Origin of the sequence: Paractinoplanes atraurantiacus (assembly GCF_900215205.1) — a bacterium.
Taxonomy (GTDB): domain Bacteria; phylum Actinomycetota; class Actinomycetes; order Mycobacteriales; family Micromonosporaceae; genus Actinoplanes; species Actinoplanes atraurantiacus.
Map to the genome: position 1 here is coordinate 321,531 of NZ_OBDY01000005.1, position 20,541 is coordinate 342,071.

Below are 20,541 nucleotides of genomic sequence, written 5' to 3' on the forward strand. Positions count from 1 at the left end.
CAACATCCACCTGCCGGCAATGGCCGGCCCGTCAGCGACTACGCCCGCACCCGCAGCGTGTTCTCAAGGATCAGACACAGCGACTGTGTCGGAAGGGTGGGAATCGGACCGCGCAATATCGCCTCCCGACTGCCCAGCGGCCACAAAAGGCCAGGTCAAGTAAATGTAACCGCCTTGGCTGAAATGTAACTACGCGCCAGGTACATTTTGTCCGTTGCTCCAGATTCGGCCCTCAGTACCATCAAGCTCCGTGGCCCCCGATCCCGCGCCTCGTCGACGCCGAAAGGCATCCAGGTCGAGCCAGCCGATCATAAATGTCCGAACCGGGCCCTCGCCGGATGACGAGCACGACATCGTCTACTTCCGCCGGCACCGCAAAGACGATCCCACCGAGGCGGTACCTGGCCGGGAATTCCTCAGGGCGTGCCCGCCTACGGTGCGGGCCAAGTTCGCCGCCGTACTCATCGCCGTGGCGACAGCACCACCGAAACGCTTCGCGGGTGGCGGCTACTGGGAAGCGATGCACGGTGACATGACTGGTTGGTTCGAAGTACGGGTCGATGGCCCGCGCCGTCATCACTATCGCCTGTACTGCCTGTTGGACTACGACGCGGCCGATCGCCCCAAGCCTGTACTCGTCGTGATCACCGGCTTGGACAAGCCGTTCCGCACAACGCTGTCGGAGGCCGACTACAAAGACGTCCGCGCGCTCGGCGATGAGTATCGCGCCCGCAACCCGAGATCGTTGCTGTGACGGCACGCTAGGCGGCGGCCGGGCGGCGTTTCGTTTGGCGCAGCGCCTGCAAGTGGTTGGCGAGGGCCGCCGTATCCCCGTGCTCACCACTGACCAACGGCTCGGTGATCTGCTGGCGGTCCGAGTCTGGCAACGGCTCGAGGGTGAGTCGCATGCCGAGGGCCGCGGCGATCTCCGCGACGGTACTAAGAGTCGGATTGACCGACCCGTTGGTGAACAACCGCCGGATCGCGTCCGGGTTGGCGCCGATGGCCCGCGCGAGGGCGGCTTTGGACAGCCCGGCCGCCGCGCGCGCCTCGTCGAGGGCATTGACCACGTTGTCGATCGTCGCGATCCGGACCGACTCAACGACGTACGCGCGCAGGAAATCGGGGTCTTTGAGGTCTTCAACGAGGTCGTCCCAGAAGGCGCCGTCACCGGTCGTCATGTCCGTCCCTTCGGCTCCCTGACCTCTGAACCGTAGCATAAATGTCACGGTGGATTACGTCCAGTAGAGGATGCGGCCTGCCGGAAGCCGGGCAGCGATCTCCTCGTAGAACCAGGAGCGCAGCTCGGTCATCGTCTCGGGTGGGTAGACGTATTTCACCGCGCCGAACTTGCCGTGTTTGCGGGTGCGGGAGTCCTCGTCCATCTCCAGCTTCGTTCGCGGGTACCAGCTCAGCAGCACCTCCTTGCTGCCGGGCGTGAACCGGTGCGTGATGAGCTCGGCCGTCAGGTCCAGGCCCGGCACGTCGCCCACCGCGGCCGCGATGCCGTCGAGCAGCTCGCCGTAATGAGAGCGCCAATCCGGGACGGCGATGATCGGCGCGATGGTGACACCCACCGGGTAGCCGTCCAGGGCGAGACGGCGCAACGCGGCCAACCTGTCCTCCAGGCGACTGGTGCCGCCCTCGACCCTCGTGGTGACCGGGCGGCAGTTGACGCTCAGGCGCACCCTCGTACGGCCCTGATGCGCAAGCCCCACGAAGCCACCCACGTCGTCGAACTTGGTGGTCCAGCGCAGCTGGACCGGCGCGTCCCAGGCGCCGAAATGCTCCACCGCGCGGCGCCAGCTGCCGGTGAGATGGTCCAAGGCCAGCGGATCGGTGTAACACGACGCCTCGAACGTGGTGCCCTCGTCGCGCCGGGCCTCGCGGCGGCTCGTGATCGTGCCGCGCCCCACGTAGTCCGTGAGGCCGGCCAGGATGTCGTCCAGGTCGGCGTAGACACGGGTCACCGGCGGGCCGGAGAGTGAACCGGCCAGATAGCAGTACTGGCAGTGTGCGGGGCAGCCCTCGGCCAGGTCGAAACGCCAGTCGGCGCTGGGCGCGATCGGCTGCAGCTTGCGGCGCGACGGCGGGCTCACCACGATCGCCATGGTGGCTTTGGCCCGGGCGTACGTCTCGCGGTCGCTCTCCCCGCGCAGACCGGTCAGCCGATTGCTCCGCAGCCGTTCAACCTCGATGCCCTGCGCCTCGACCAGCGAAAGGATCCGCAGGCCGTGCGCGTGGTCGTAGGCGGCCGGCGTGGCCACGACCCGCTTCGGCGTCCACCGCCGCGCCGGCCGCGCGGGCGGGGCGACATCACTGAGGTCATGGGTGGCGACCGCCTCGCCGCTGGCGCTGTGCGGCGCCGCCGGCGTTTCCGGCGCCAGCGTCCGGGTCAGGTCAACCGAGTCGAAGGACACCGCCTGTACATACCCTGAGCTGGCCCTTTAAGCACCTGGCTAGAGGTCTTGTCCGTAACCCAGGTTGCGGCCGGCGGACCCGATATTACTGACCGTCAAACAACTGGTGACGTAATGCCGTTTTCGGGTGGTCGCCGGGATAGCCTCGAAAGATGATCCACTCTCCCCCGGGTGGTCCGTGATCGGCGCACAACGCGCCACCCGCCGCAACGACCTGCCGCCGCCCGCGTCGCGCCGGTCGCCGGACACGGCAGCGACGGTGCTGCGCGCCGTTCTCGACCACGGGCCGATCGCGCGGAGTTCGATTGCCCGGGCGACCAGACTGTCCGCCGCGACGGTGACCGGCGTGGCGACATCTCTGCTGCACCGGGGCCTGGTCCGTGAGGCGCCGGAGGCGGTCGGGCCGCCGGGTATCGGCCGGCCACACGTCCCGCTGGACGTCGAGTCCGACGCGGTCGGCGTCATCGGCGTCCACATCGCGGTTCCCCGCCTCACGGTCGCCCTGCTCGACCTGCGCGGGCGGGTGATCGCCCAGCGGCAGTACCCGCACGGCCGCCGTGATCCGGACAGCGTCCTCACCGCGCTCGCCACCGCCATCGCCGCCGTACGGCGAGAGCACGGCCGCCGCCGCCGGATCCTGGGCCTGGGACTGGCCACCGGCGGCTGGGTCGACGCCGCCAAGGGCACGGTCGTCGAGCATCCGGTCCTGGGCTGGCGTGACGTCCGCGCCGGCGCTGCCCTCGCCGGGGCTACCGGCCTGCCGGTGTGGGTGGACAGCAACTCCCGGGCTTTGCTGCGGGCCGAACAGCTGCTCGGACGGGTGTCCGGGCGGGCACGCCAGAGCGCGGTGCAGCTGTTTGCGGGCAACGTCGTGGATGTCGCGTTCGCCACCGGTGGCGTCGTCCACCAGGGTCCCCGGTCGGCGGCCGGCGCGGTTGCCCACCTGCCGGTCGAGGGCTGCGCCGAGCCGTGCTCCTGCGGTCGCGTGGGCTGCCTGCAGGCGGCTGTCGGTGAGCGGGCCCTGGTGCGTCGGGCGTACGCCGCCGGGTTGATCCACCAACCGGACATCCACACGCTGGTGGACGCGGCCGCGGCGGGCGGCGCCGCGGCTCTCGGGATGCTGCGGGAGCGCGCCCGCCTCGTGGGCCGCGCCGCCGCCCTGTTGCTCGATCTGTTCGACCCCGAGGTGCTCGTGGTGGCCGAAGCGGGCGCCAACCGGCTGCCGGAGTGTCTCGAGGCGTTGCGCACGGAGGCCGCCGACGCGTCGTCGTGCGGAGCCAACATGGTGACCACAGTCTATGCGTCGAGCTTCCCTGACAACGTCCTGGCGGTCGCGGGCGGCGCCGTTGCGCTTGATCAGGTGTACACCTCTCCCCTGATCTAGCAGGCATTACTTAATTTACTCGGGTGCATAGTGGCCTTTTAAACCTAGCGGCATAGTATGAATTCCAGGACGGCGTTGCGGGTCGATGACGCCGCACTTGAACGGAGACGTCCATGACTGTCATCGCCTCCCGGTCCACGTTCGACGCAGCGATCTTCCGTCAGGCATTCCGGCGTCACGCCGCGGGTGTGGCCGTGGTGACGGCCGACGCGGGGCGCGGCGCGGCCGGTGTCACCGTCACGTCGCTCGCCTCGCTCTCCGCCGAGCCGCCACTGCTGTCGTTCAGCATCGTGGCGACCGCGTCGGTATGGCCACACCTGCGGGATGCGGAGAGTGCCGTCGTGCATCTGCTGGGCGCTGGGCACACCGAGCTGGCGCGGACGTTCGCCACCAGCGGCATCGACCGGTTCGGCGGAGCGACCCGCTGGCGCCGGCTGCCGACCGGCGAGCCTGTCCTGGACGACGCGGCGGCCTGGCTGCGGATCTCGATCGAGCACCGCCACCCGGCCGGCGGATCTCACCTGATCATCGGCCGGGTCGAAGAGGCCGAACTGGCCGGCGAAAGCGCCCCGTTGCTGTATCACGCCGGCAAATTCCACGTTCTCTGAAGCGCCCTGTGAAGGTGAAGCGCCCTGTGAAGGTGAAGCGCCCTGTGAAGAAGGAAGCCATGACCAAATTCTGGAGAACGGTCCCCGTCGCGGTGCTGGCCCTGGCGGTGGCGGCGTGCGGCGCCGACGAGCCGAAGGCGACCCTGGAACTGAGCGGCGCCCTGCCCGACAAGGTTCCCAACGGGACCACCCTGCGCCTCGGCGACCCGCAGCTACAGGCGATCATCGGCGCGGCCGGCCTGGACAAGGAGCTGACCGACGCCGGGGTGAAGGTCGAGTGGGCCAACATCAGCGGCGGGCCGCAGAGCATCCAGGCGTTCCGCGCCGACAAGCTCGACTGCAGTTCGGTCGCGGACATCCCGTCGCTGTTCGCCGCGTGGACGGGCACCTCGACGAAGATCGTGTTCCAGTCGGTCACTGTGGATCCGCTGGAGCACCCGATCTACAAGCTGGGTGTCGCCCCTGGCGTGAGCGTGAGTTCACTGGCCGATCTGAAGGGTAAGAAGATCGCCTACAGTGCGGGGCAGGCGCAAGGCGCGCTGGTGCTGCGGGTGCTGCAGAAGGCGGGCCTGAGCCAGAAGGACGTGCAGCTGGTCGAGCTGACCAGCACGGGCGACTCCTACGTGACCGCGCTCGGCAGCAAGTCCGTCGATGTCGCGCCGATCGGCGCCCAGAACATCAAGATCTATGAAGCGAAGTATCCGGGCGCCACCTCGATCGGCACCGGCATCCGCGACGACGCGTCGACGCTGTACTGCCTCACCTCGGCCGTCTCGAACGCGGAGAAGGCGGCGGCGCTCAAGGTCTATGTCCGGGTACGCACGAAGGCTCTGTTGTGGGCCAACGACCATGAGGCCGAGGTCGCGAAGGCCTATTACGTGGACACCCAGGGACTCAGCGAGGCGGACGCGAAGGCCGTCGTCGAGATCACCGGCGACAAGGCCATCCCGTCCACCTGGGACGCGGCGATCGTCCGGCTCCAAGAGACCGCCAATCTGCTGTCCCAGGAGCAGAATCACGACAAGCTGGACGTGAACACGCTGGTCGACCGCCGGTTCGAGAAGGTGCAGGCGGAGGCCGCGGGCTCTCAGGTGGTCACCGGTGACGCCGCATGACCGCCGCCCTGCACGCCACGACACCGAAGAGCGACGACAAGACCGACGCCCGGGTCGTACGCCGCAGGCTGGGACCCGGCCGGCGCATCCGTTTCGCGTTCTGGATCGGCCCGCTGCTCGCCCTGGCGGTCTGGTCGGTGGGCTCCGCGACCGGCGTGATCAAACCGGCGATCCTGTCGGCCCCGTGGGACGTGGCGGTGGCGTTCGAGGACCAGTGGTCCAACCACGACCTGCCCGGCAATATTCTGTCCTCGTTGGAACGCGCGGTCATCGGCCTCACCCTCGGCGTGGTGACCGGCGCGGTCCTGGCGGTGATCTCCGGGTTGTCGCGGGCTGGTGAGTCGGTGATCGACGGCCCGATCCAGATCAAGCGGTCGGTGCCGACACTGGCGATCATTCCCCTGTTCATCGCCTGGTTCGGCATCGGCCAGGAGATGAAGATCGTCACGATCGCGCTGATCAGCCTGGTCCCGATCTACATCCACACGCACAACGGACTCCGGGGCATCGACGGCAAGTACGCCGAGCTGGCCGAGACGATCGGGATCAGCCGCGGCGACTTCATCCGGCACGTGGTGTTGCCGGGGGCACTGCCCGGCTTCCTGCTCGGCATGCGGTTCGCGGTCACGTCGGCGCTGCTGGGCCTGGTGGTCGTCGAGCAGTACAACGCGGTCGCCGGCATCGGCCACATGATCACCCTCGCCGAACAGTACGGCCAGACCGACGTGATCGTGGTCGGCCTCGTCATCTACGGCGTCTTCGGATACTGCGCCGACAGCGCGGTCCGGCTCACGGCAAGGAAGGTGCTGGCATGGCGACAGACACTCGAGGGCTGAGCACGGAACAGGCGGTCCGCGTCCGAAATCTGCACCGTTCCTTCACCAAGGACGGTGGCGTCCTCAACGGGCTGGACCTGGACATCGCCCCCGGCGAGTTCGTGGCGCTGATCGGTCGTTCCGGCACCGGCAAGAGCACTCTGCTGCGGGCGCTGGCCGGCCTGGACCGCGACGTCGACGGGTACGGGCAGATCACCGTGCCCGGCGCGGTGTCGGTGGTGTTCCAGGATTCCCGGCTGCTGCCGTGGAAGCGGGTCCTGGACAACGTGATCTTCGGGCTGCGGGGCGCCGACGCCCGGGAACGCGGAGCGCAAGCCCTGGCCGAGGTCGGGCTGGCCGGCCGGGAACGGGCCTGGCCCCATCAGCTGTCCGGCGGCGAGCAGCAACGGGCCGCGCTGGCCCGGTCGCTGGTCCGGGAGCCGCAGCTGCTGCTGGCCGACGAGCCGTTCGGCGCTCTCGACGCGCTCACCCGGATCCGGATGCACGCCCTGCTGCGCAAGCTGTGCGAGACGCACCGGCCCGCGGTGCTGCTGGTCACGCACGACGTCGACGAGGCGATCGTGCTGGCCGACCGGGTGATCCTCCTGGACGCCGGCGTCGTCGACACCGACGTGCGGGTGGACCTGGCGAACCGGTCCCGTTCGGACGCGGGGTTCGCCGCGCTGCGGACCCTGCTGCTGGACCGGCTCGGCGTCGACGAGGAGGGCCGGCGATGACCCGGAAGATGCACCTCAACGCTTTTCTGATGGGCGTCGGCCACCACGAGGCATCCTGGCGGCTGCCCGAGTCGGACCCGTACGCCAGCTGGGACGTGAAGCACTTCCAGGAGCTGGCGAGGATCGCCGAACGGGGGAAACTCGACTCGATCTTCTTCGCCGACAGCCCGGTGCTGCAAGGCCATCCCGGGCGACGGCCGGCCGGCAAGCTGGAGCCGACGGTGCTGCTCACGGCGCTGGCCGTGGTGACCGAACGGATCGGGCTCATCGCCACGGCTTCGACGTCGTACAACGAGCCGTACAACCTGGCCCGCCGTTTCGCCTCGATCGACCATGTGTCCGGGGGCCGGGCGGGATGGAACATCGTCACCACCGCGGGCGCCGACGCGGCTCGCAACTTCGGCCTCGACGACGTGCCCGCGCATCGGGACCGCTACGAGCGGGCGGCCGAGTTCGTCGAAGTCGCCACGAAACTGTGGGACAGCTGGGCTGACGACGCGGTCCTGGGCGACAAGGAGGCGGGCGTCCACGCCGACGCCGGCAAGGTGCGGGCGATCAACCACCACGGACGCTACTTCCGGGTCGACGGACCACTGAACGTGCCCCGTTCTCCGCAGGGCTATTCGCTGCTCGTGCAGGCCGGTTCGTCCCAGGACGGCCGGGAGTTCGCCGCCCGCTGGGCGGAGGCGGTCTTCACCGCACAGCAGACGCTGACGGAAGGGCAGACGTTCTATCAAGACCTCAAGCGGCGTACCGCCGAACTGGGCCGTGACCCGGAGTACGCCCGCCGGCAGCTCGCCGAACGGTTCGGCCTCGACCCGGAACTGCTGAGACTCGACGAGCCGCTGCCCGTGGAGCTGCTGCCAGCCGAGGACGAGATAGAAGGCGCGAAGAGCCGGTTCACCCTGATCGTCGACCTGGCGAAACGGGAGAACCTGACCGTACGCCAGTTGATCGGCCGTCTCGGTGGTGGCCGTGGTCACCGTACGTTCACCGGCACCCCGGTCCAGGTCGCCGACGCCATCGAGGAGTGGTTCGACGGCGGCGCGGCCGACGGCTTCAACATCATGCCCGCCGTTCTGCCCTCCGGCCTGGTCGCCTTCGTCGACAAAGTGGTCCCGATCCTGCGGGAACGCGGCCGCTTCCGGACCGAGTACACCGGCACGACCCTGCGCGACCACTACGGCCTGACCCGTCCCGCCAACAGCCTGGAGCTGAGTCCGGTATGACGCGGCAACTGCACTTCAACCTGTTCCTGCACGACACCGGGCACCACGAGGCTTCGTGGCGGCTACCCGAGTCGGACCCGCACGCCAACCTGTCGCTCGAAGCCCACCAGCACCTGACCCGGGTGGCCGAGGACGCCAAGTTCGACTCGGTGTTCCTGGCCGACAGCCCGGTGCTGTGGAGCGATCCTGCGCGCCGTCCGTCCGGCAAGCTGGAGCCGACCCTGCTTCTGGCCGCGCTCGCCGCGTCGACCCGGCGCATCGGGCTGATCGCGACGGCTTCCACCTCGTACAACGAGCCTTTCAATCTCGCCCGCCGGTTCGCCTCACTGGACCACCTGTCGAAAGGCCGCGCGGGATGGAACATCGTGACCACCGCCGGGGACGCGGCCGCCCGCAACTTCGGGCTCGACGATCAGCCGCTGCACAAGACCCGGTACGAGCGGGCCGACGAGTTCCTGCGGGTCTCGACGAAACTGTGGGACAGCTGGACTGACGACGCGGTGATCGCCGACAAGCAACGGGGGGTGCACGCGCTGCGGGACCGGGTGCGTGCCGTCGGCCACCATGGCGAGTATTTCCGGGTCGACGGGCCGCTCGACGTGCCGCGCTCACCACAGGGATATCCGCTGCTCGTGCAGGCCGGCTCGTCGGAGAACGGCAAGGAGTTCGCCGCCAAGTGGGCTGAGGCGGTCTTCGTGGCACAGCCGACGCTGGCCGAGAGCCAGGCTTTCTACGCCGACCTGAAGCGCCGGGCCGTCGCGGCCGGCCGCAACCCCGACCAGGTGGTCATCCTGCCCGGGATCGTGCCGGTCGTCGGCGACACCGCGGCGCAGGCCCGTGAGCTCGACGCCGAACTGGAACGCCTGATCGCGCCCGAACACGCGATCGGGACCCTGGCGACGGTTCTCGGCGTGGACGCCGAGCGGCTGAAACTGGACGAGCCGCTGCCCATCGATCTGCCCGCCGAGGAGGAGATCGAAGGGCATAAGAGCCGGCGGACGTTGATCGTGGACTGGGCCCGGCGGGACAACCTGACCGTGCGGCAGCTGATCGGCAAGCTCGGAGGGGGTCGTGGGCATCGGACGTTCACCGGCACCCCCGTGCAGGTCGCCGACACGATCCAGGAGTACTTCGAGAACGGCGCGGCCGACGGCTTCAACATCATGCCCGCGGTCCTGCCGTCCGGCATCGAGGCGTTCGCCGCCAAGGTCGTGCCCATCCTTCAAGAACGCGGCCTGTTCCGCACTGAATACACCGGCACCACGTTGCGTGAGCACTACGGACTCCCCCGCCCCGCCAACAGTCTGGAACTGGCATCCCGATGAGCATTCCGCTTCGCCCGTTCGGTCGTACCGGTGTCAAGGTCAGCGCCCTCGCGCTCGGCACCATGATGTTCGGCTCGCGCGGCAACACCGACCACGACGACAGCATTCGGATCGTCCACCGCGCCCTCGACGCCGGAATCAACCTGGTCGACACCGCCGACGTCTACAGCCAGGGTGAGTCCGAGGAGATCGTCGGCAAGGCCCTGCTCGGCCGCCGCGACGACGTCTTCCTGGCGACGAAGTTCCACGGGCAGATCGGCGAGAATCCGAACCACTTCGGCAACTCGCGGCGCTGGATCGTCCGCGCGGTCGAGGACAGCCTGCGCCGGCTCCAGACCGACCACATCGACCTGTACCAGGTGCACCGGCCGGAGGAGGACACCGACTTCGACGACACTCTCGGCGCGCTCTCCGATCTCGTTCACCAAGGCAAGATCCGCTACATCGGTACGTCCACGTTCGAGCCGTCCGCGATCGTCGAAGGCCAGTGGATCGCGGAGCGTCGCGGCCGGGAACGGGTCGTCGCCGAGCAGCCGCCGTACTCCATCCTGGCCCGCGGCATCGAACGCGAAGTCCTGCCCATCGCCGCGAAGTACGGCCTGGCCGTCATCCCGTGGAGCCCTCTCGCGGGTGGCTGGCTGACCGGGAAGTACCGCGTCGGCGCCGCCCAGCCGTCCACCAGCCGCGGTGGCCGCCAACCCGGCCGGTTCGAGATCGGCGAACCGTCCAACGCGGGCAAACTCGCCGCCGTCGAAGCCCTGGCCCTGCTGGCCGAACAGTCCGGTCTCTCCCTGATCCACCTGGCGCTCGGATTCGTCCTCGAACACCCGGCCGTCACCGCCCCGATCATCGGCCCGCGGACGTTCGAACAGCTCGAAGGCCAGCTCGGTGCCGCTCAGATCCGGCTGTCGCGTGACGTCCTCGACGAGATCGACAAGATCGTGCCACCCGGCGTCACCCTGTCGTCGCGGGACCAGGGCTACCACCCGCCGGCCCTCACCGACCTGTCCCGCCGTCGCCGGAGCGCCGCATGAGCCCCACCTTCCTGTGGTACATCCCGAACACGGTCGAGCCCGGCCACCGCGGCGACGACGCCGTCGACGGCTACGGGACCCTCGACCACAGCGCCGAGCTCGCCCTGACCGCCGAGAGGCACGGCTGGTCAGGGGCGTTGATCGGCACCGGCTGGGGCCGGCCCGACACGTTCACTGTCGCCACCGCGCTCGCCGCCCGGACCACCACGTTCCAGCCGCTCGCCGCCATCCGGCCCGGCTACTGGCAGCCCGCGCACTTCGCGAGCGCCGCGGCCACACTCGACCGGCTCTCGGGCGGCCGGCTACTGATCAACATCGTGAGCGGAAAGGACAACCTGGCCGCCTACGGCGACGTCGAAGGCGATCAGGCCCAGCGATACGCGCGCACCAGGGAATTCATGCGCATCACGCGCCGCCTGTGGACGGAGGAGCTGGTGACGTACGAGGGAGAGCACTTCAGCGTCACCGATTCCACGGTGGCGCCCCGGCCGTACGGCAAAGGTCCTCGTCTTTATTTCGGAGGCGCCTCCCCCGCCGCCGAAAAGGTCGCCGCGACCGAGGCCGACGTGCAGCTCTTCTGGGGTGAGCCCCTGGAAGGCGTGGCCGACCGCATCGGCCGCCTCCGCGAGTTGAGCAGCGACCTCGACCGGGACCTGCCGCCGCTGGAGTTCGGCCTGCGCATCACCACCCTGGTCCGCGACACCACGGAAGAGGCGTGGCGAGACGCCGAGGCGAAGGTCGCCGACATGGCCGCCCGCTCGGCCTCACCCGAGCTGCTGCGCGGTCCCGCGGTCGGCCAGCAACGCCTGCTCGACCTGGCCGCCCGGGGTGATGTGCTGGACTCCTGCCTCTACACCGCGCCCGGCCGCTACGGCGGAGGCGGCGCCGGCACAACCTGGCTGGTTGGCTCCGCCGATGACGTGGCGGCCGCCCTGCGCGCCTACGCCGGCCTGGGCATCACGCACTTCGTCCTCTCCGACACCCCTTACCAACGCGAGACGGCCCGGGTCGGCGACGCCCTGATCCACCGCCTCCGTGAACCGCTCCCGGTCGTCTGAACCGGCGCGCGCCGGCGGTGCGCGGCACGCGAGGCAGGTCGCCCGTCCCGTCCCGATTCCCCCGTACGCTTGCGCGCCGTCGGGCCAGGGCGGGCGACCTGCATCCCCCGTACTGGCTCCATGGTCGTGGCTGGACCTTGTATGAAGCGTGCAAGACTTGTCGCTCACCTTGCGGATATCTTGAATCCCCAGCGGAGGGCACTTGACGGCGGAGTTCGGCGTGCTCGGCGTGGTTGAGGCCCGGATCGCCGGGCAGCCGGTCGGGCTCGGGCATGCGCGCCAGCGCAGCGTGCTCGCGGCGCTGCTCGTCGAGGTCGGACGGCCGGTCACGGTGGATCAGCTGATCGACCGGGTCTGGGGTGACGATCCGCCGCAGCGGGCCGCCGCCGCGCTCTACAGCTATCTCTCGCGCCTGCGCACGGCCCTGACCGAAGCCGACATCAAAATCGAGAGACGGCCTGGTGGGTACGCCTTGACGGCCGACCCGGAAGCGGTCGATCTGCACCGTTTTCGCCGTCTCGTGGCGCTGGCCCGGGGCGCACCGGACCGGTCGGCCGCCGAGCAGATCACGGAGGCGCTCCAGCTGTGGCGGGGTGAGCCGTTCGCCGGCCTCGACACCCCCTGGCTCTCCTCCACCCGCGAGCTGCTGCTGGGCGAGCTGTTCGCGGCCGAGCTCGACCACCACGACGTGCTTCTGCGGCTCGGCCGGCACAGTGAGCTGCTGCCGAGGCTGACCGCCGCCGTGGCCGAGCATCCGCTCGACGAGCGCCTGGCCGAGCAGTTCATGCTCGCCCTCTACCGCTGCGGGCGGCAGGCCGACGCCGACGAGCAGTACCGGCGGATCCGGCACAGCCTGGCCGAGGAGCTGGGCAGCGATCCCGGCCCGGGCCTGCGCCGGTTGCACGAGCGCATCCTGGCCGCCGATCCGACTCTCACCGCCGCCATCACGACGGTTCAGGTCGCCGCGCCCCGGTCGGTGCCGGCTCAGCTACCGGCCGATGTGCGCGCCTTCACCGGGCGGGACAGCGAACTCGCGGCGCTCGACCGTTCGCTGAGCCAGGGCGATGAGCCTCCGCTGACCGTCGTGCTGCTCTCCGGCACGGCCGGCGTGGGCAAGTCCGCCCTGGCCGTCCGGTGGGCCCACCGGGTCCGCGAGGCCTTCCCCGACGGGCAGCTCTACGTAAACCTGCGCGGCTACGACGCCGAGCAACCGGTCGCCGTCGGTGATGCTCTGTCGGGGTTTCTGACTGCTCTGGGGGTACGGGGTCAGGAGATCCCGCCCGGTGTCGAGGAACGGGCCGGCCGGTACCGCTCGGAGCTGACCGGCCGCCGCATGCTCGTGCTGCTCGACAACGCCTCCTCGGTCGAGCAGGTGCGGCCGCTGCTGCCGGGCACGGGGTCGTGTCTGGTTCTGATCACCAGCCGGGACGCGCTGCCGGGCATGGTGGCCCTCCACGGGGCCGAGCGCATCAACCTGGACCTGCTGCCGGTGGCCGACGCGGTCGGGCTGCTGCGCCGGCTGATCGGCGACCGCGTCGACCGCGAGGTCCGGGTCGCCGAGGATCTGGCCGCGGCCTGCGCCCGGCTGCCGCTGGCCCTGCGGATCGCGGCCGAGCTGGCCGCCGCCCGCACCGACGTCTCCCTCGAGGAGCTGGTCGGCGAGCTCAGCGACCACCGCATGCGGCTCGACCTGCTCGACGCGGGTGACCCCCGGGCCGAGGTCCGGGCCGTGTTCTCGTGGTCGTACCAAAACCTGCCGGCCGACGCGGCGCGGGTGTTCCGGCTGCTCGGCCTGCATCCGGGCGAGACCGCGCACGTCGAGGCGGTGGCCGCGCTGACCGGCACCGGCGTGGGCGAAGCCCGGCGGCTGCTCGGCGTGCTAGTCCGGGCCAGCCTGGCCCAGGCCGCCCGCGGTGGCCGCTACGGCATGCACGACCTGCTGCGGGCGTACGCGGCCGAGCTCGCCGCCGAGCACGATCCTTCGATCGAGCGTGAGGCCGCGCTGACCCGGCTGTTCGACCACTATCTGGCCGGTTCCGTGTCGGCGATGGCCACGCTGTACCCGGCCGTTCCCGGCGCCGCCGGTGACGCCGAGGCCGCCCGGGGCTGGATCGAGGCCGAGCGGCCCACCCTGGCCGCCGTCTGCACGTACGCGGCCGCCCACGGCCGGCACCGCCTCGCCATCGACCTCGCGGGCACGCTGTTCCGCTACCTCGACGCCGGCGGCCCGGTGGCCGAGGCCGTCACCGTCACCTCGTCGGCCGTGTCGGCCGCCCGGGCCCTCGGCGACCGCAGAGCACAGGCCCGGGCGCTGTCCGACCTGGGCCGGCTGCACCGCCGGCAGGGGCGTCTGAGCGAGTCGGCCGGCACGTACGGGCAGGCCCTGGCCCTGTACGCCGGACTGGACGACCCGGCGGCCGAGGCGGTGGTGCTGCGCAACCTGGGCAGCGTCCACTGGCGGCTCGGCGACTACCGGCAGGCGGCCGATCACTACGAGCGGGCCTGGGCGCTGTACGAACGGCTGGGCGACGACGCCGGGCAGGCCGACGTGTCGGTGCGGCTCGGCCTGGTCGACGCCCGGCTCGGCGACGAGGCCCAGGCCACCAAGCGGTTCCAGGCCGCCCTCGAGCTGGCCGGCCGGACCGGCGACAAGTTCAGCGAGGCGTACGTGATCTCGCTGCTGGCCCGGCTCTCGGGCGAGCCGGCCGAGCTCGACCGGGCCGCCGCCCACCTGGAGCGGAGCCTGGCGGTGGCCCGGCGGAACGGCGACCGGACGGCCGAGGCGTACGTGCTGACCGACCTGGCGGCGGTCCACGCCCGCGGCGGACGGCACGCCGAGGCCACGGCCCACCTGCGCCGGGCCCTGGTGCTGCACCGGCGGATCGGCGACCGGGCCAGCGAGGCCGAGGCGCTCAACGACCTCGGCCAGGCCCTGCGGGCCATCGGCGAGACCGGCGAGGCCCGCGCCCAGCACGAGCAGGCGCTGATCCTGGCCCGCGAGATCGGCGACCGCTACGAGCAGGAGCGGGCCGGCGAGGGCCTGTAGTCAGACCCGGACCACGCCCTCGACCCACAGCACGGTTACCGGACGGCCCTGGGCCCGGGCGTACCGGACGATGTCGGCCGTGCCGCCCACCCCGCGGGCCGGGCGGCCGTCCCACACGGCGAACAGGTGGTCGCAGCGGTCGACCATGGCCTGGCCGGCGGCGAGGTAGGCCTGCTCGCTGGGCTCCGGATAGGGCATCGTGGTCACCTTGGCCGCCGCGCGGCACAGCTCGGCCAGGCGGGTCCGGCTGTCGTCGGTGATCAGGGAGGCCGCGTATCCCTCGCACGGCAGCACCGCCTCGAGGGTGCCGCCGGCCTGAAGGACGTGGCACGCGAACAGCTGGTCGGCCCCGTCGGCCAGGCTCGACACCCCGTACGGCAGGGAGCCCTCGGGCAGCACCCGGCGCCAATGCCGCACCGCGCGCTCGGCGATGCCCGGCGGCAGAATGCGATGGCCCGTCACACCGAACCGCAAATCGGCCTCCGTCTCGCCCCCGCTGATGAACGCAGAAGAACGATACGGCCTCCCGCCTTTGCTCATGGGGCCGGTGCCAGGCAGAATCTGTCGCCGCAGCACGTGCCGATCACCGGGGGACCCGCAATGACCTTCGATGGGTTTATCTCGTACAGCCACTCCGGTGACGGACGGCTGGCTCCGGCCGTCCAGCGTGGCCTGCACCGCCTGGCCAAGCCGTGGCATCGACGGCGCGCGCTGTGGATCTTCCGGGACCAGACCGGCCTGGCCGTGACGCCGGGTCTGTGGTCGTCGATCCAGACCGCCCTCGACGGTTCCGAGCACTTCCTGCTGATGGCCTCGCCCGAGGCGGCGCAGTCGCCGTGGGTGAACAAGGAGATCGAGCACTGGATCGCCACCAAGTCGGCCGACCGGATCCTGCCGGTGGTCACCGACGGCGAGTGGGACTGGGACGAGAAGCGCGGCGACTTCACCGAGGGCTCGACGGCCGTGCCGCCGGCGCTGCGGGGCGTCTTCAGCGAGGAGCCGTTCTTCCTCGACCTGCGGTGGGCCCGCGGCACCGAGCACCTGAGCCTGCGGCACTCCCGTTTCCGCGACGCCATCGCCCAGCTCGCCGCCCCGATGCATGGGGTCAGCAAGGACGAGCTGGAGGGTGAGGACGTCCGGCAGCACCGGCGGGCCCGGCGGCTGCTCTCCGGGGCGGCGGTGACCCTGGTCGTGCTGGCCGTGCTGGCCTCGGTCACCGGGCTGTCGGCCGTGCGCAACGGCGAGCGGGCGCGGGCGGCGGCGGCCGAGTCGCTGCGGCAGCAGCAGCTGGCCGGCGACCAGCGCGCCCTGGCCGAGCAGTCGGCGGCCGAGGCCCGGCGCCAGCAGGACCTGGCCAAGGACCAGCAGGCCCGCGCGGCCCGGGCCGGCGCCGCGGCCGAGGCCTCCGAGCGGATGGCCCAGGAGCAGCAGGAGCTGGCCGACGAGGCCACCGCCCTGGCCGCGCGCCAGCGGCAGCTGGCCGCCCAGGCCGCGGTCCGCACCGAGCAGCAGCAGCGGCTGGCGGCCCAGGCGTCCGAGCTGGCGCGGCAGCTCCAGCAGGAGGCGCTGGGGCTCAAGGAGGAGGCGCAGCGGCAGGCGAAGATCGCGGCCGAGCAGCAGCGACTGGCCCGGCAGGCGGCCACCGAGGCCAAGGCCCAGCAGGCCAAGGCCGACCAGCAGCAGCGCGTCGCGGTCAGCCGGCGGCTGATGAACCAGGCCACCACGACGATCGTCGACGACCCGAAGACGGCCCTCATGCTGGGCGCGGCGGCCCAGAGGCTCAACCCGGACGCGGCCACCCGGCGCCAGCTGACCGGCGTCGTCACGTCGACCAGTTACGCGGGCACGCTCGGCGGGGCCGTCGCCTCGGCGTACGGACCGGATGGGGTCCTGGTGTCTCTCGGCAGCGACGGGCGGGTGGCGCTGTGGAACGTCGCCGACCCGCGCAAGCCGGCCCGAATCGCCACGCTGCCGGAGAAGGCGAGCGGCCGAATCCTGGCCCTCGGCCCGGACGGGCGCACCCTGGCCGTGGTGAACGCGCAGGGCAAGGCCGTCCTGTGGGACGTCACCAAGCGGTCCAAGCCGGCCCGGCTGGCCACCCTGCCGACCGATCGCACGGTCACCGCCCTGGTGTTCGGCGGCGGGCTGCTGGTCACGGGTGACGCCGCGGGCGGCACGGCCGTCTGGGACCTGACCGACCGCGCGCAGCCGGCCCTGCAGTCCAAGCCCACCGATCAGGACACCTATCCGGTGCTGCACCTCGCGCTCAGCCCGAACGGACGCCTGCTGATCGTGGACAAGGCGCGGTTCGTTCCCGTCTTCGACCTGAGCGAGCCGGCCGACCCGGCCGATCTCGACGGCTTCCTCAGCTTCGGGGCGTCGCCGATGGCGTTCAGCCCGGACGGCGCCACCCTGGCCGTCGGCCTCGACGAGGGCTCGGTGGCTCTGTGGAACATGAAGAACCGCACTCCGAAGATGGCCGTCCAGGGGGTCCCGCCGGGTCCGGGTGAGGACGACGATCCCGCGGACAGCAGCCCTCCCCCGGGCTTCCCGGACATGCCCGACGAGGACGACGACCCGTACGACACGCGGACCGGCCTGTCCGGACAGGTCACCTCGCTCGCGTACAGCGCCGACGGCAGCCTGCTGGCCGCCGGCGACCAGAACGGCACGGCGGCCCTGTGGGACGAGTCGGCCACGCGCAGCCCCGGCGCCATCGCCACCGTGAAAGCGCACGGCCCGGTCACCGCGGTGTCACTCGCCCCGGGCGCCGGCACGCTGGTCACCGCCGACGCCTCGGGCACGGGCACCCTGTGGAAGGTGACGCCGCCCGGCGCGCCCACCTCGCTGGCCACCCTGGCCGTGCCGGGCGGGAACGCCGAGGCCACGGTGTTCGGCCCGGACGGGCGGTCGCTGGTCGCGGCCGGCTCCAACGGCACGGCCAGCACGTGGAACACCGCCAACCCGAGCCGCCCGGTCCGCGGCGCCGACCGGACCCTGCGCGACGAATCGGTCCGGGCGGTGGCCTTCGGGCCCGACCGCCGCACGGTCGCGACCGTCACCGCCAAGAGCGGGACGCTGCGGGTGGGCGCGACCACGCTGACCACCCTGCCCGATGAGGTGCGGGGAACCAACGCGATGGCGTTCAGCCCCGACGGGCGCACCCTGGCCGTGGTCGCCGACTCCACCACGATGATGCTGTGGGACGTGTCCAACCGGGCCCGCCCGGTCCTGCGGGCGCGGCTCACCGGCAGCTTCGGCACGGCCGTGGCGTTCAGCCCCGACGGGACCGCCCTGGCCACCGGCGGCGACAGCGACCCGTCGGTCACGCTGTGGAGCCTGGCCGACCGCGCCGCGCCGGCCCGGCTCGCGGCCCTGACCGGGCACAGCGACGCGGTCCAGTCGATCGCGTTCACCCCCGACGGCCACACGCTGGCCAGCGGCGGCTTCGACAAGACCACGCTGCTGTGGGACGTCACCGACCGGGCCCGTCCGCTGCGGCTGGCCAGCCTGCCCAGCAAGGGCGGGTGGGTACGCTCGGTGGCCTTCAGCCCCAACGGGCGCACCCTGGCCACGGGCGAGGCCGGCTACACGACGACCCTGTGGGACACCGCCGTCCCGGCCGCGCCGATCCAGCTCGGCACGGTGCGCTCCAGCAAGGGCGCCGAGGTGCGGCAGGTGACCTTCGGCGGCGACGGGCGCACGCTGGCGGTAACCAGCCAGTCGGTCCGTGAGCCGGCGACGGTCACGCTGTGGAGCTACAGCAAGCTCAACAGCCTGCGCGCCGACCCGGCCGGGTACGCCTGCGCGATCACCGGGCGGGGCCTGACGTCGGCCGAGTGGGCCCGCTTCGTCCCCGAGCTGAAATACCGGCGCACCTGCGGCGGGTGACGCGACGATTACGCCGCATCTGCGCACTGGAGTAGGCCGCCCGGGTTGAGCAGAGTACCGGTCATGCCGACCACTCAGGCCGACGCGACCCGGCGGCCCCCCATGGAGTCGCTGTTGCGGGATCTCCCGGAGCCCCACCGGGAGATCCTCGTCGCGACGTACTTCCGCCGCCGCACGCCCCAGGAGGCGGCGAAGGCTCTGGGTCTGCCTCAGGCCGAGGTCAGGGCCAGGTTGTACGAGGCCATGCGCACCCTGTCGGCGGTGGTCTCCCGGGCTCAGTAACCGCCCGAGGGGTCGAACCCCAGACCGTGCACGACGCCCGACAAAACGATGGCGGCGCCCATGGCGACGCCGATCAGCACGGCACCGACGATCACCATGATCAGCACGGCCTTGCTCATCCCGCCGAGCCCCTCGGCCAGCACCTGGCCGACGGTGGGCTTGGGCCAGGTGAGGGGCGGATAGACGTGGGCCTCGACCTTCTCCGGCTCCGGCGCTGTGGTTTTCTCCGGCTCGACCGGGGTGACGATGACGCCGGTTGTGCGCTGCGGCCGTTCGGTCGCCTTGGTCCCTTGCAGCAACATGATCCGACTCCTTTGCCTCTTAGCCGAAGCATGATCCTCGGAGAACCCGCCGGTCACGGTCGATCGGCTAGTCTTTTTGCCCGAATTACGGTCATGTCCGGATTATGGCGAAGCTGATATGACCCTCCCGGCGAGCCCCGATCCTTATGCTGATCGGCATCGATGCGAGGGAGTGTCCATGCTGAGAACGGCGCGCGCGGTGACGGCCCTGCTGGCCCTGGGAATCACGCTGCTCTGGGCCCCGGCCGCGATGTCGGCCACCACCCTGACCGTCGCCCAGGCGATCAGCGGCCAGAGCGGCACCGGAACGGTCCGGGGCTACGTGGTCGGCGAGCCGACGGCCACCTCGACCGTACGGACGAGCGGTTTCACCGGCGACACCGCGCTCGCCCTGGCCGACAGCAGCACCGAGACGAACACCGCCAACATGCTGTACGTCCAGATCACCACCTCGTACCGCAGCGCCTTCGGACTGCGGACCAACCCCGGGCTGATGCGGACCGCGATCACCGTGACCGGGACGTTGACCGCCTACTTCTCCCACCCGGGACTGAAGTCGCCAACCGCGATGAGCAAGGGGACGACCACTCCCCCTGCGGATGACTACTACGCGGCCGCCGCCGGCAAGTCGGGCGCCGCGTTGAAAAGCTCCCTGCACACGATCATCTCGAACGGGATGACCAAGCTGTCGTACGACGCGGTGTGGAACGCCCTGAAGGTCACCGACCAGGACCCGGCGAACGCGGCCAACGTGATCCTGCTCTACTCCGGCGCCAGCCGGGCCAAGACCCTCAACGGCGGCAACGCCGGCAACTGGAACCGCGAACACGTCTGGGCCAAGTCACACGGCGACTTCGGCACCGCCACCGGCCCCGGCACCGACCTGCACCACCTGCGCCCCGAGGACGTCGCGGTCAACGCCCTGCGCGACAACAAAGACTTCGACACCGGCGGCAGCGCCGCCACCGGAGCCCCCGGCAACTACACCGACGCCGACTCGTGGGAGCCCCGCAACGCCGTCAAGGGCGACGTGGCCCGCATGATCTTCTACATGGCCGTCCGCTACGAGGGCGACGACGCGTGGCCCGACCTCGAGGTCGACAACGCCACCACCGGCGGCAGCGCCCCACGCCTGGGCAAGCTCTCGGCCCTGCTCCAGTGGAACACCCAGGACCCGCCGGACGCCGCCGAGCGCAACCGCAACCAGATCATCTACACCTCGTACCAACACAACCGAAACCCGTTCATCGACCACCCCGAGTGGGCCGCCTCGATCTTCGGGTGAAGGTGGCGTG

Annotated in this window: 18 protein-coding genes; 14 read left to right on the top strand and 4 right to left on the bottom strand. The window is 71.0% G+C overall.

The features are described 5' to 3' along the window. The first annotated feature begins 250 nt into the window (after nt 1-250). Complete coding sequence (locus tag CRP55_RS15570; RefSeq protein WP_218854491.1) at nt 251-754, top strand: hypothetical protein; 504 nt, start codon at nt 251-253, stop codon at nt 752-754. Between the two features lie 7 nt (nt 755-761). Here the strand turns inward: CRP55_RS15570 and CRP55_RS15575 are convergent, their stop codons facing one another. Both CRP55_RS15575 and CRP55_RS15580 read right to left on the bottom strand, forming a co-directional pair. Continuing rightward, the gene (locus CRP55_RS15575; RefSeq protein WP_097320603.1) at nt 762-1,181 is read right to left on the bottom strand and encodes a helix-turn-helix domain-containing protein; all 420 of its coding nucleotides are present in this window, start codon (nt 1,179-1,181) and stop codon (nt 762-764) included. Nucleotides 1,182-1,235: 54 nt separating this feature from the next. After that, on the bottom strand, nt 1,236-2,420 hold the full coding sequence (locus tag CRP55_RS15580) for a spore photoproduct lyase family protein (RefSeq protein ID WP_218854494.1): 1,185 nt from the start codon (nt 2,418-2,420) through the stop codon (nt 1,236-1,238). 178 nt (nt 2,421-2,598) lie between these two features. On the opposite strand from CRP55_RS15580, the gene CRP55_RS15585 reads away from it, so the two are divergent. The 10 genes from CRP55_RS15585 (at nt 2,599) to CRP55_RS15630 (ending at nt 14,771) form a co-directional block, all read left to right on the top strand. Then, nucleotides 2,599-3,804 carry an ROK family transcriptional regulator gene (locus tag CRP55_RS15585; protein ID WP_101536192.1) on the top strand — a complete coding sequence of 402 codons (1,206 nt, stop codon included), beginning with the start codon at nt 2,599-2,601 and terminating at the stop codon, nt 3,802-3,804. Between the two features lie 113 nt (nt 3,805-3,917). Next, complete coding sequence (locus tag CRP55_RS15590; RefSeq protein ID WP_097320604.1) at nt 3,918-4,412, top strand: flavin reductase family protein; 495 nt, start codon at nt 3,918-3,920, stop codon at nt 4,410-4,412. 8 nt (nt 4,413-4,420) lie between these two features. Then, entirely contained in the window at nt 4,421-5,527 is a 1,107-nt protein-coding gene (locus CRP55_RS15595) for an ABC transporter substrate-binding protein (protein WP_245923011.1), read from the top strand. Beyond that, nucleotides 5,524-6,363, top strand: coding sequence for an ABC transporter permease (locus tag CRP55_RS15600; protein WP_097320606.1), 840 nt, complete (start codon nt 5,524-5,526; stop codon nt 6,361-6,363). The genes CRP55_RS15595 and CRP55_RS15600 overlap by 4 nt, the downstream gene beginning before the upstream one ends. Next, on the top strand, nt 6,339-7,079 hold the full coding sequence (locus tag CRP55_RS15605) for an ABC transporter ATP-binding protein (protein ID WP_097320607.1): 741 nt from the start codon (nt 6,339-6,341) through the stop codon (nt 7,077-7,079). Before CRP55_RS15600 ends, CRP55_RS15605 begins: the two co-directional genes overlap by 25 nt. Beyond that, nucleotides 7,076-8,308: an LLM class flavin-dependent oxidoreductase gene (locus tag CRP55_RS15610; RefSeq protein ID WP_097320608.1), complete on the top strand. Its 1,233-nt coding sequence runs from the start codon at nt 7,076-7,078 to the stop codon at nt 8,306-8,308. Before CRP55_RS15605 ends, CRP55_RS15610 begins: the two co-directional genes overlap by 4 nt. Then, nucleotides 8,305-9,633 carry an LLM class flavin-dependent oxidoreductase gene (locus tag CRP55_RS15615; protein WP_097320609.1) on the top strand — a complete coding sequence of 443 codons (1,329 nt, stop codon included), beginning with the start codon at nt 8,305-8,307 and terminating at the stop codon, nt 9,631-9,633. The genes CRP55_RS15610 and CRP55_RS15615 overlap by 4 nt, the downstream gene beginning before the upstream one ends. Nucleotides 9,634-9,635: 2 nt before the next feature. After that, nucleotides 9,636-10,667, top strand: coding sequence for an aldo/keto reductase (locus CRP55_RS15620; RefSeq protein ID WP_438865793.1), 1,032 nt, complete (start codon nt 9,636-9,638; stop codon nt 10,665-10,667). Beyond that, on the top strand, nt 10,664-11,725 hold the full coding sequence (locus CRP55_RS15625; protein ID WP_097320613.1) for an LLM class flavin-dependent oxidoreductase: 1,062 nt from the start codon (nt 10,664-10,666) through the stop codon (nt 11,723-11,725). The genes CRP55_RS15620 and CRP55_RS15625 overlap by 4 nt, the downstream gene beginning before the upstream one ends. A gap of 202 nt (nt 11,726-11,927) precedes the next feature. After that, entirely contained in the window at nt 11,928-14,771 is a 2,844-nt protein-coding gene (locus CRP55_RS15630) for an AfsR/SARP family transcriptional regulator (RefSeq protein WP_097320616.1), read from the top strand. Here CRP55_RS15630 and CRP55_RS15635 read toward each other — a convergent pair whose 3' ends face one another. Then, on the bottom strand, nt 14,772-15,245 hold the full coding sequence (locus tag CRP55_RS15635) for a TIR domain-containing protein (protein WP_245923012.1): 474 nt from the start codon (nt 15,243-15,245) through the stop codon (nt 14,772-14,774). Nucleotides 15,246-15,371: 126 nt separating this feature from the next. Between CRP55_RS15635 and CRP55_RS15640 the strand changes: the two genes are divergently transcribed. Together CRP55_RS15640 and CRP55_RS15645 are read left to right on the top strand one after the other, a co-directional pair. Then, nucleotides 15,372-18,662: a TIR domain-containing protein gene (locus tag CRP55_RS15640; protein WP_179855183.1), complete on the top strand. Its 3,291-nt coding sequence runs from the start codon at nt 15,372-15,374 to the stop codon at nt 18,660-18,662. 63 nt (nt 18,663-18,725) lie between these two features. Then, the gene (locus CRP55_RS15645; RefSeq protein WP_097320620.1) at nt 18,726-18,944 is read left to right on the top strand and encodes a sigma factor-like helix-turn-helix DNA-binding protein; all 219 of its coding nucleotides are present in this window, start codon (nt 18,726-18,728) and stop codon (nt 18,942-18,944) included. Here CRP55_RS15645 and CRP55_RS15650 read toward each other — a convergent pair. Next, a complete protein-coding gene (locus CRP55_RS15650) occupies nt 18,938-19,246 on the bottom strand; it encodes a hypothetical protein (protein WP_097320622.1) in 309 nt (102 codons plus the stop codon). The two genes, CRP55_RS15645 and CRP55_RS15650, sit on opposite strands and share 7 nt — an antisense overlap. 178 nt (nt 19,247-19,424) lie before the next feature. Here CRP55_RS15650 and CRP55_RS15655 point away from each other — a divergent pair, with 178 nt between their 5' ends. Continuing rightward, nucleotides 19,425-20,531: an endonuclease gene (locus CRP55_RS15655; RefSeq protein WP_097320770.1), complete on the top strand. Its 1,107-nt coding sequence runs from the start codon at nt 19,425-19,427 to the stop codon at nt 20,529-20,531. The last annotated feature ends 10 nt before the right edge of the window (nt 20,532-20,541 follow it).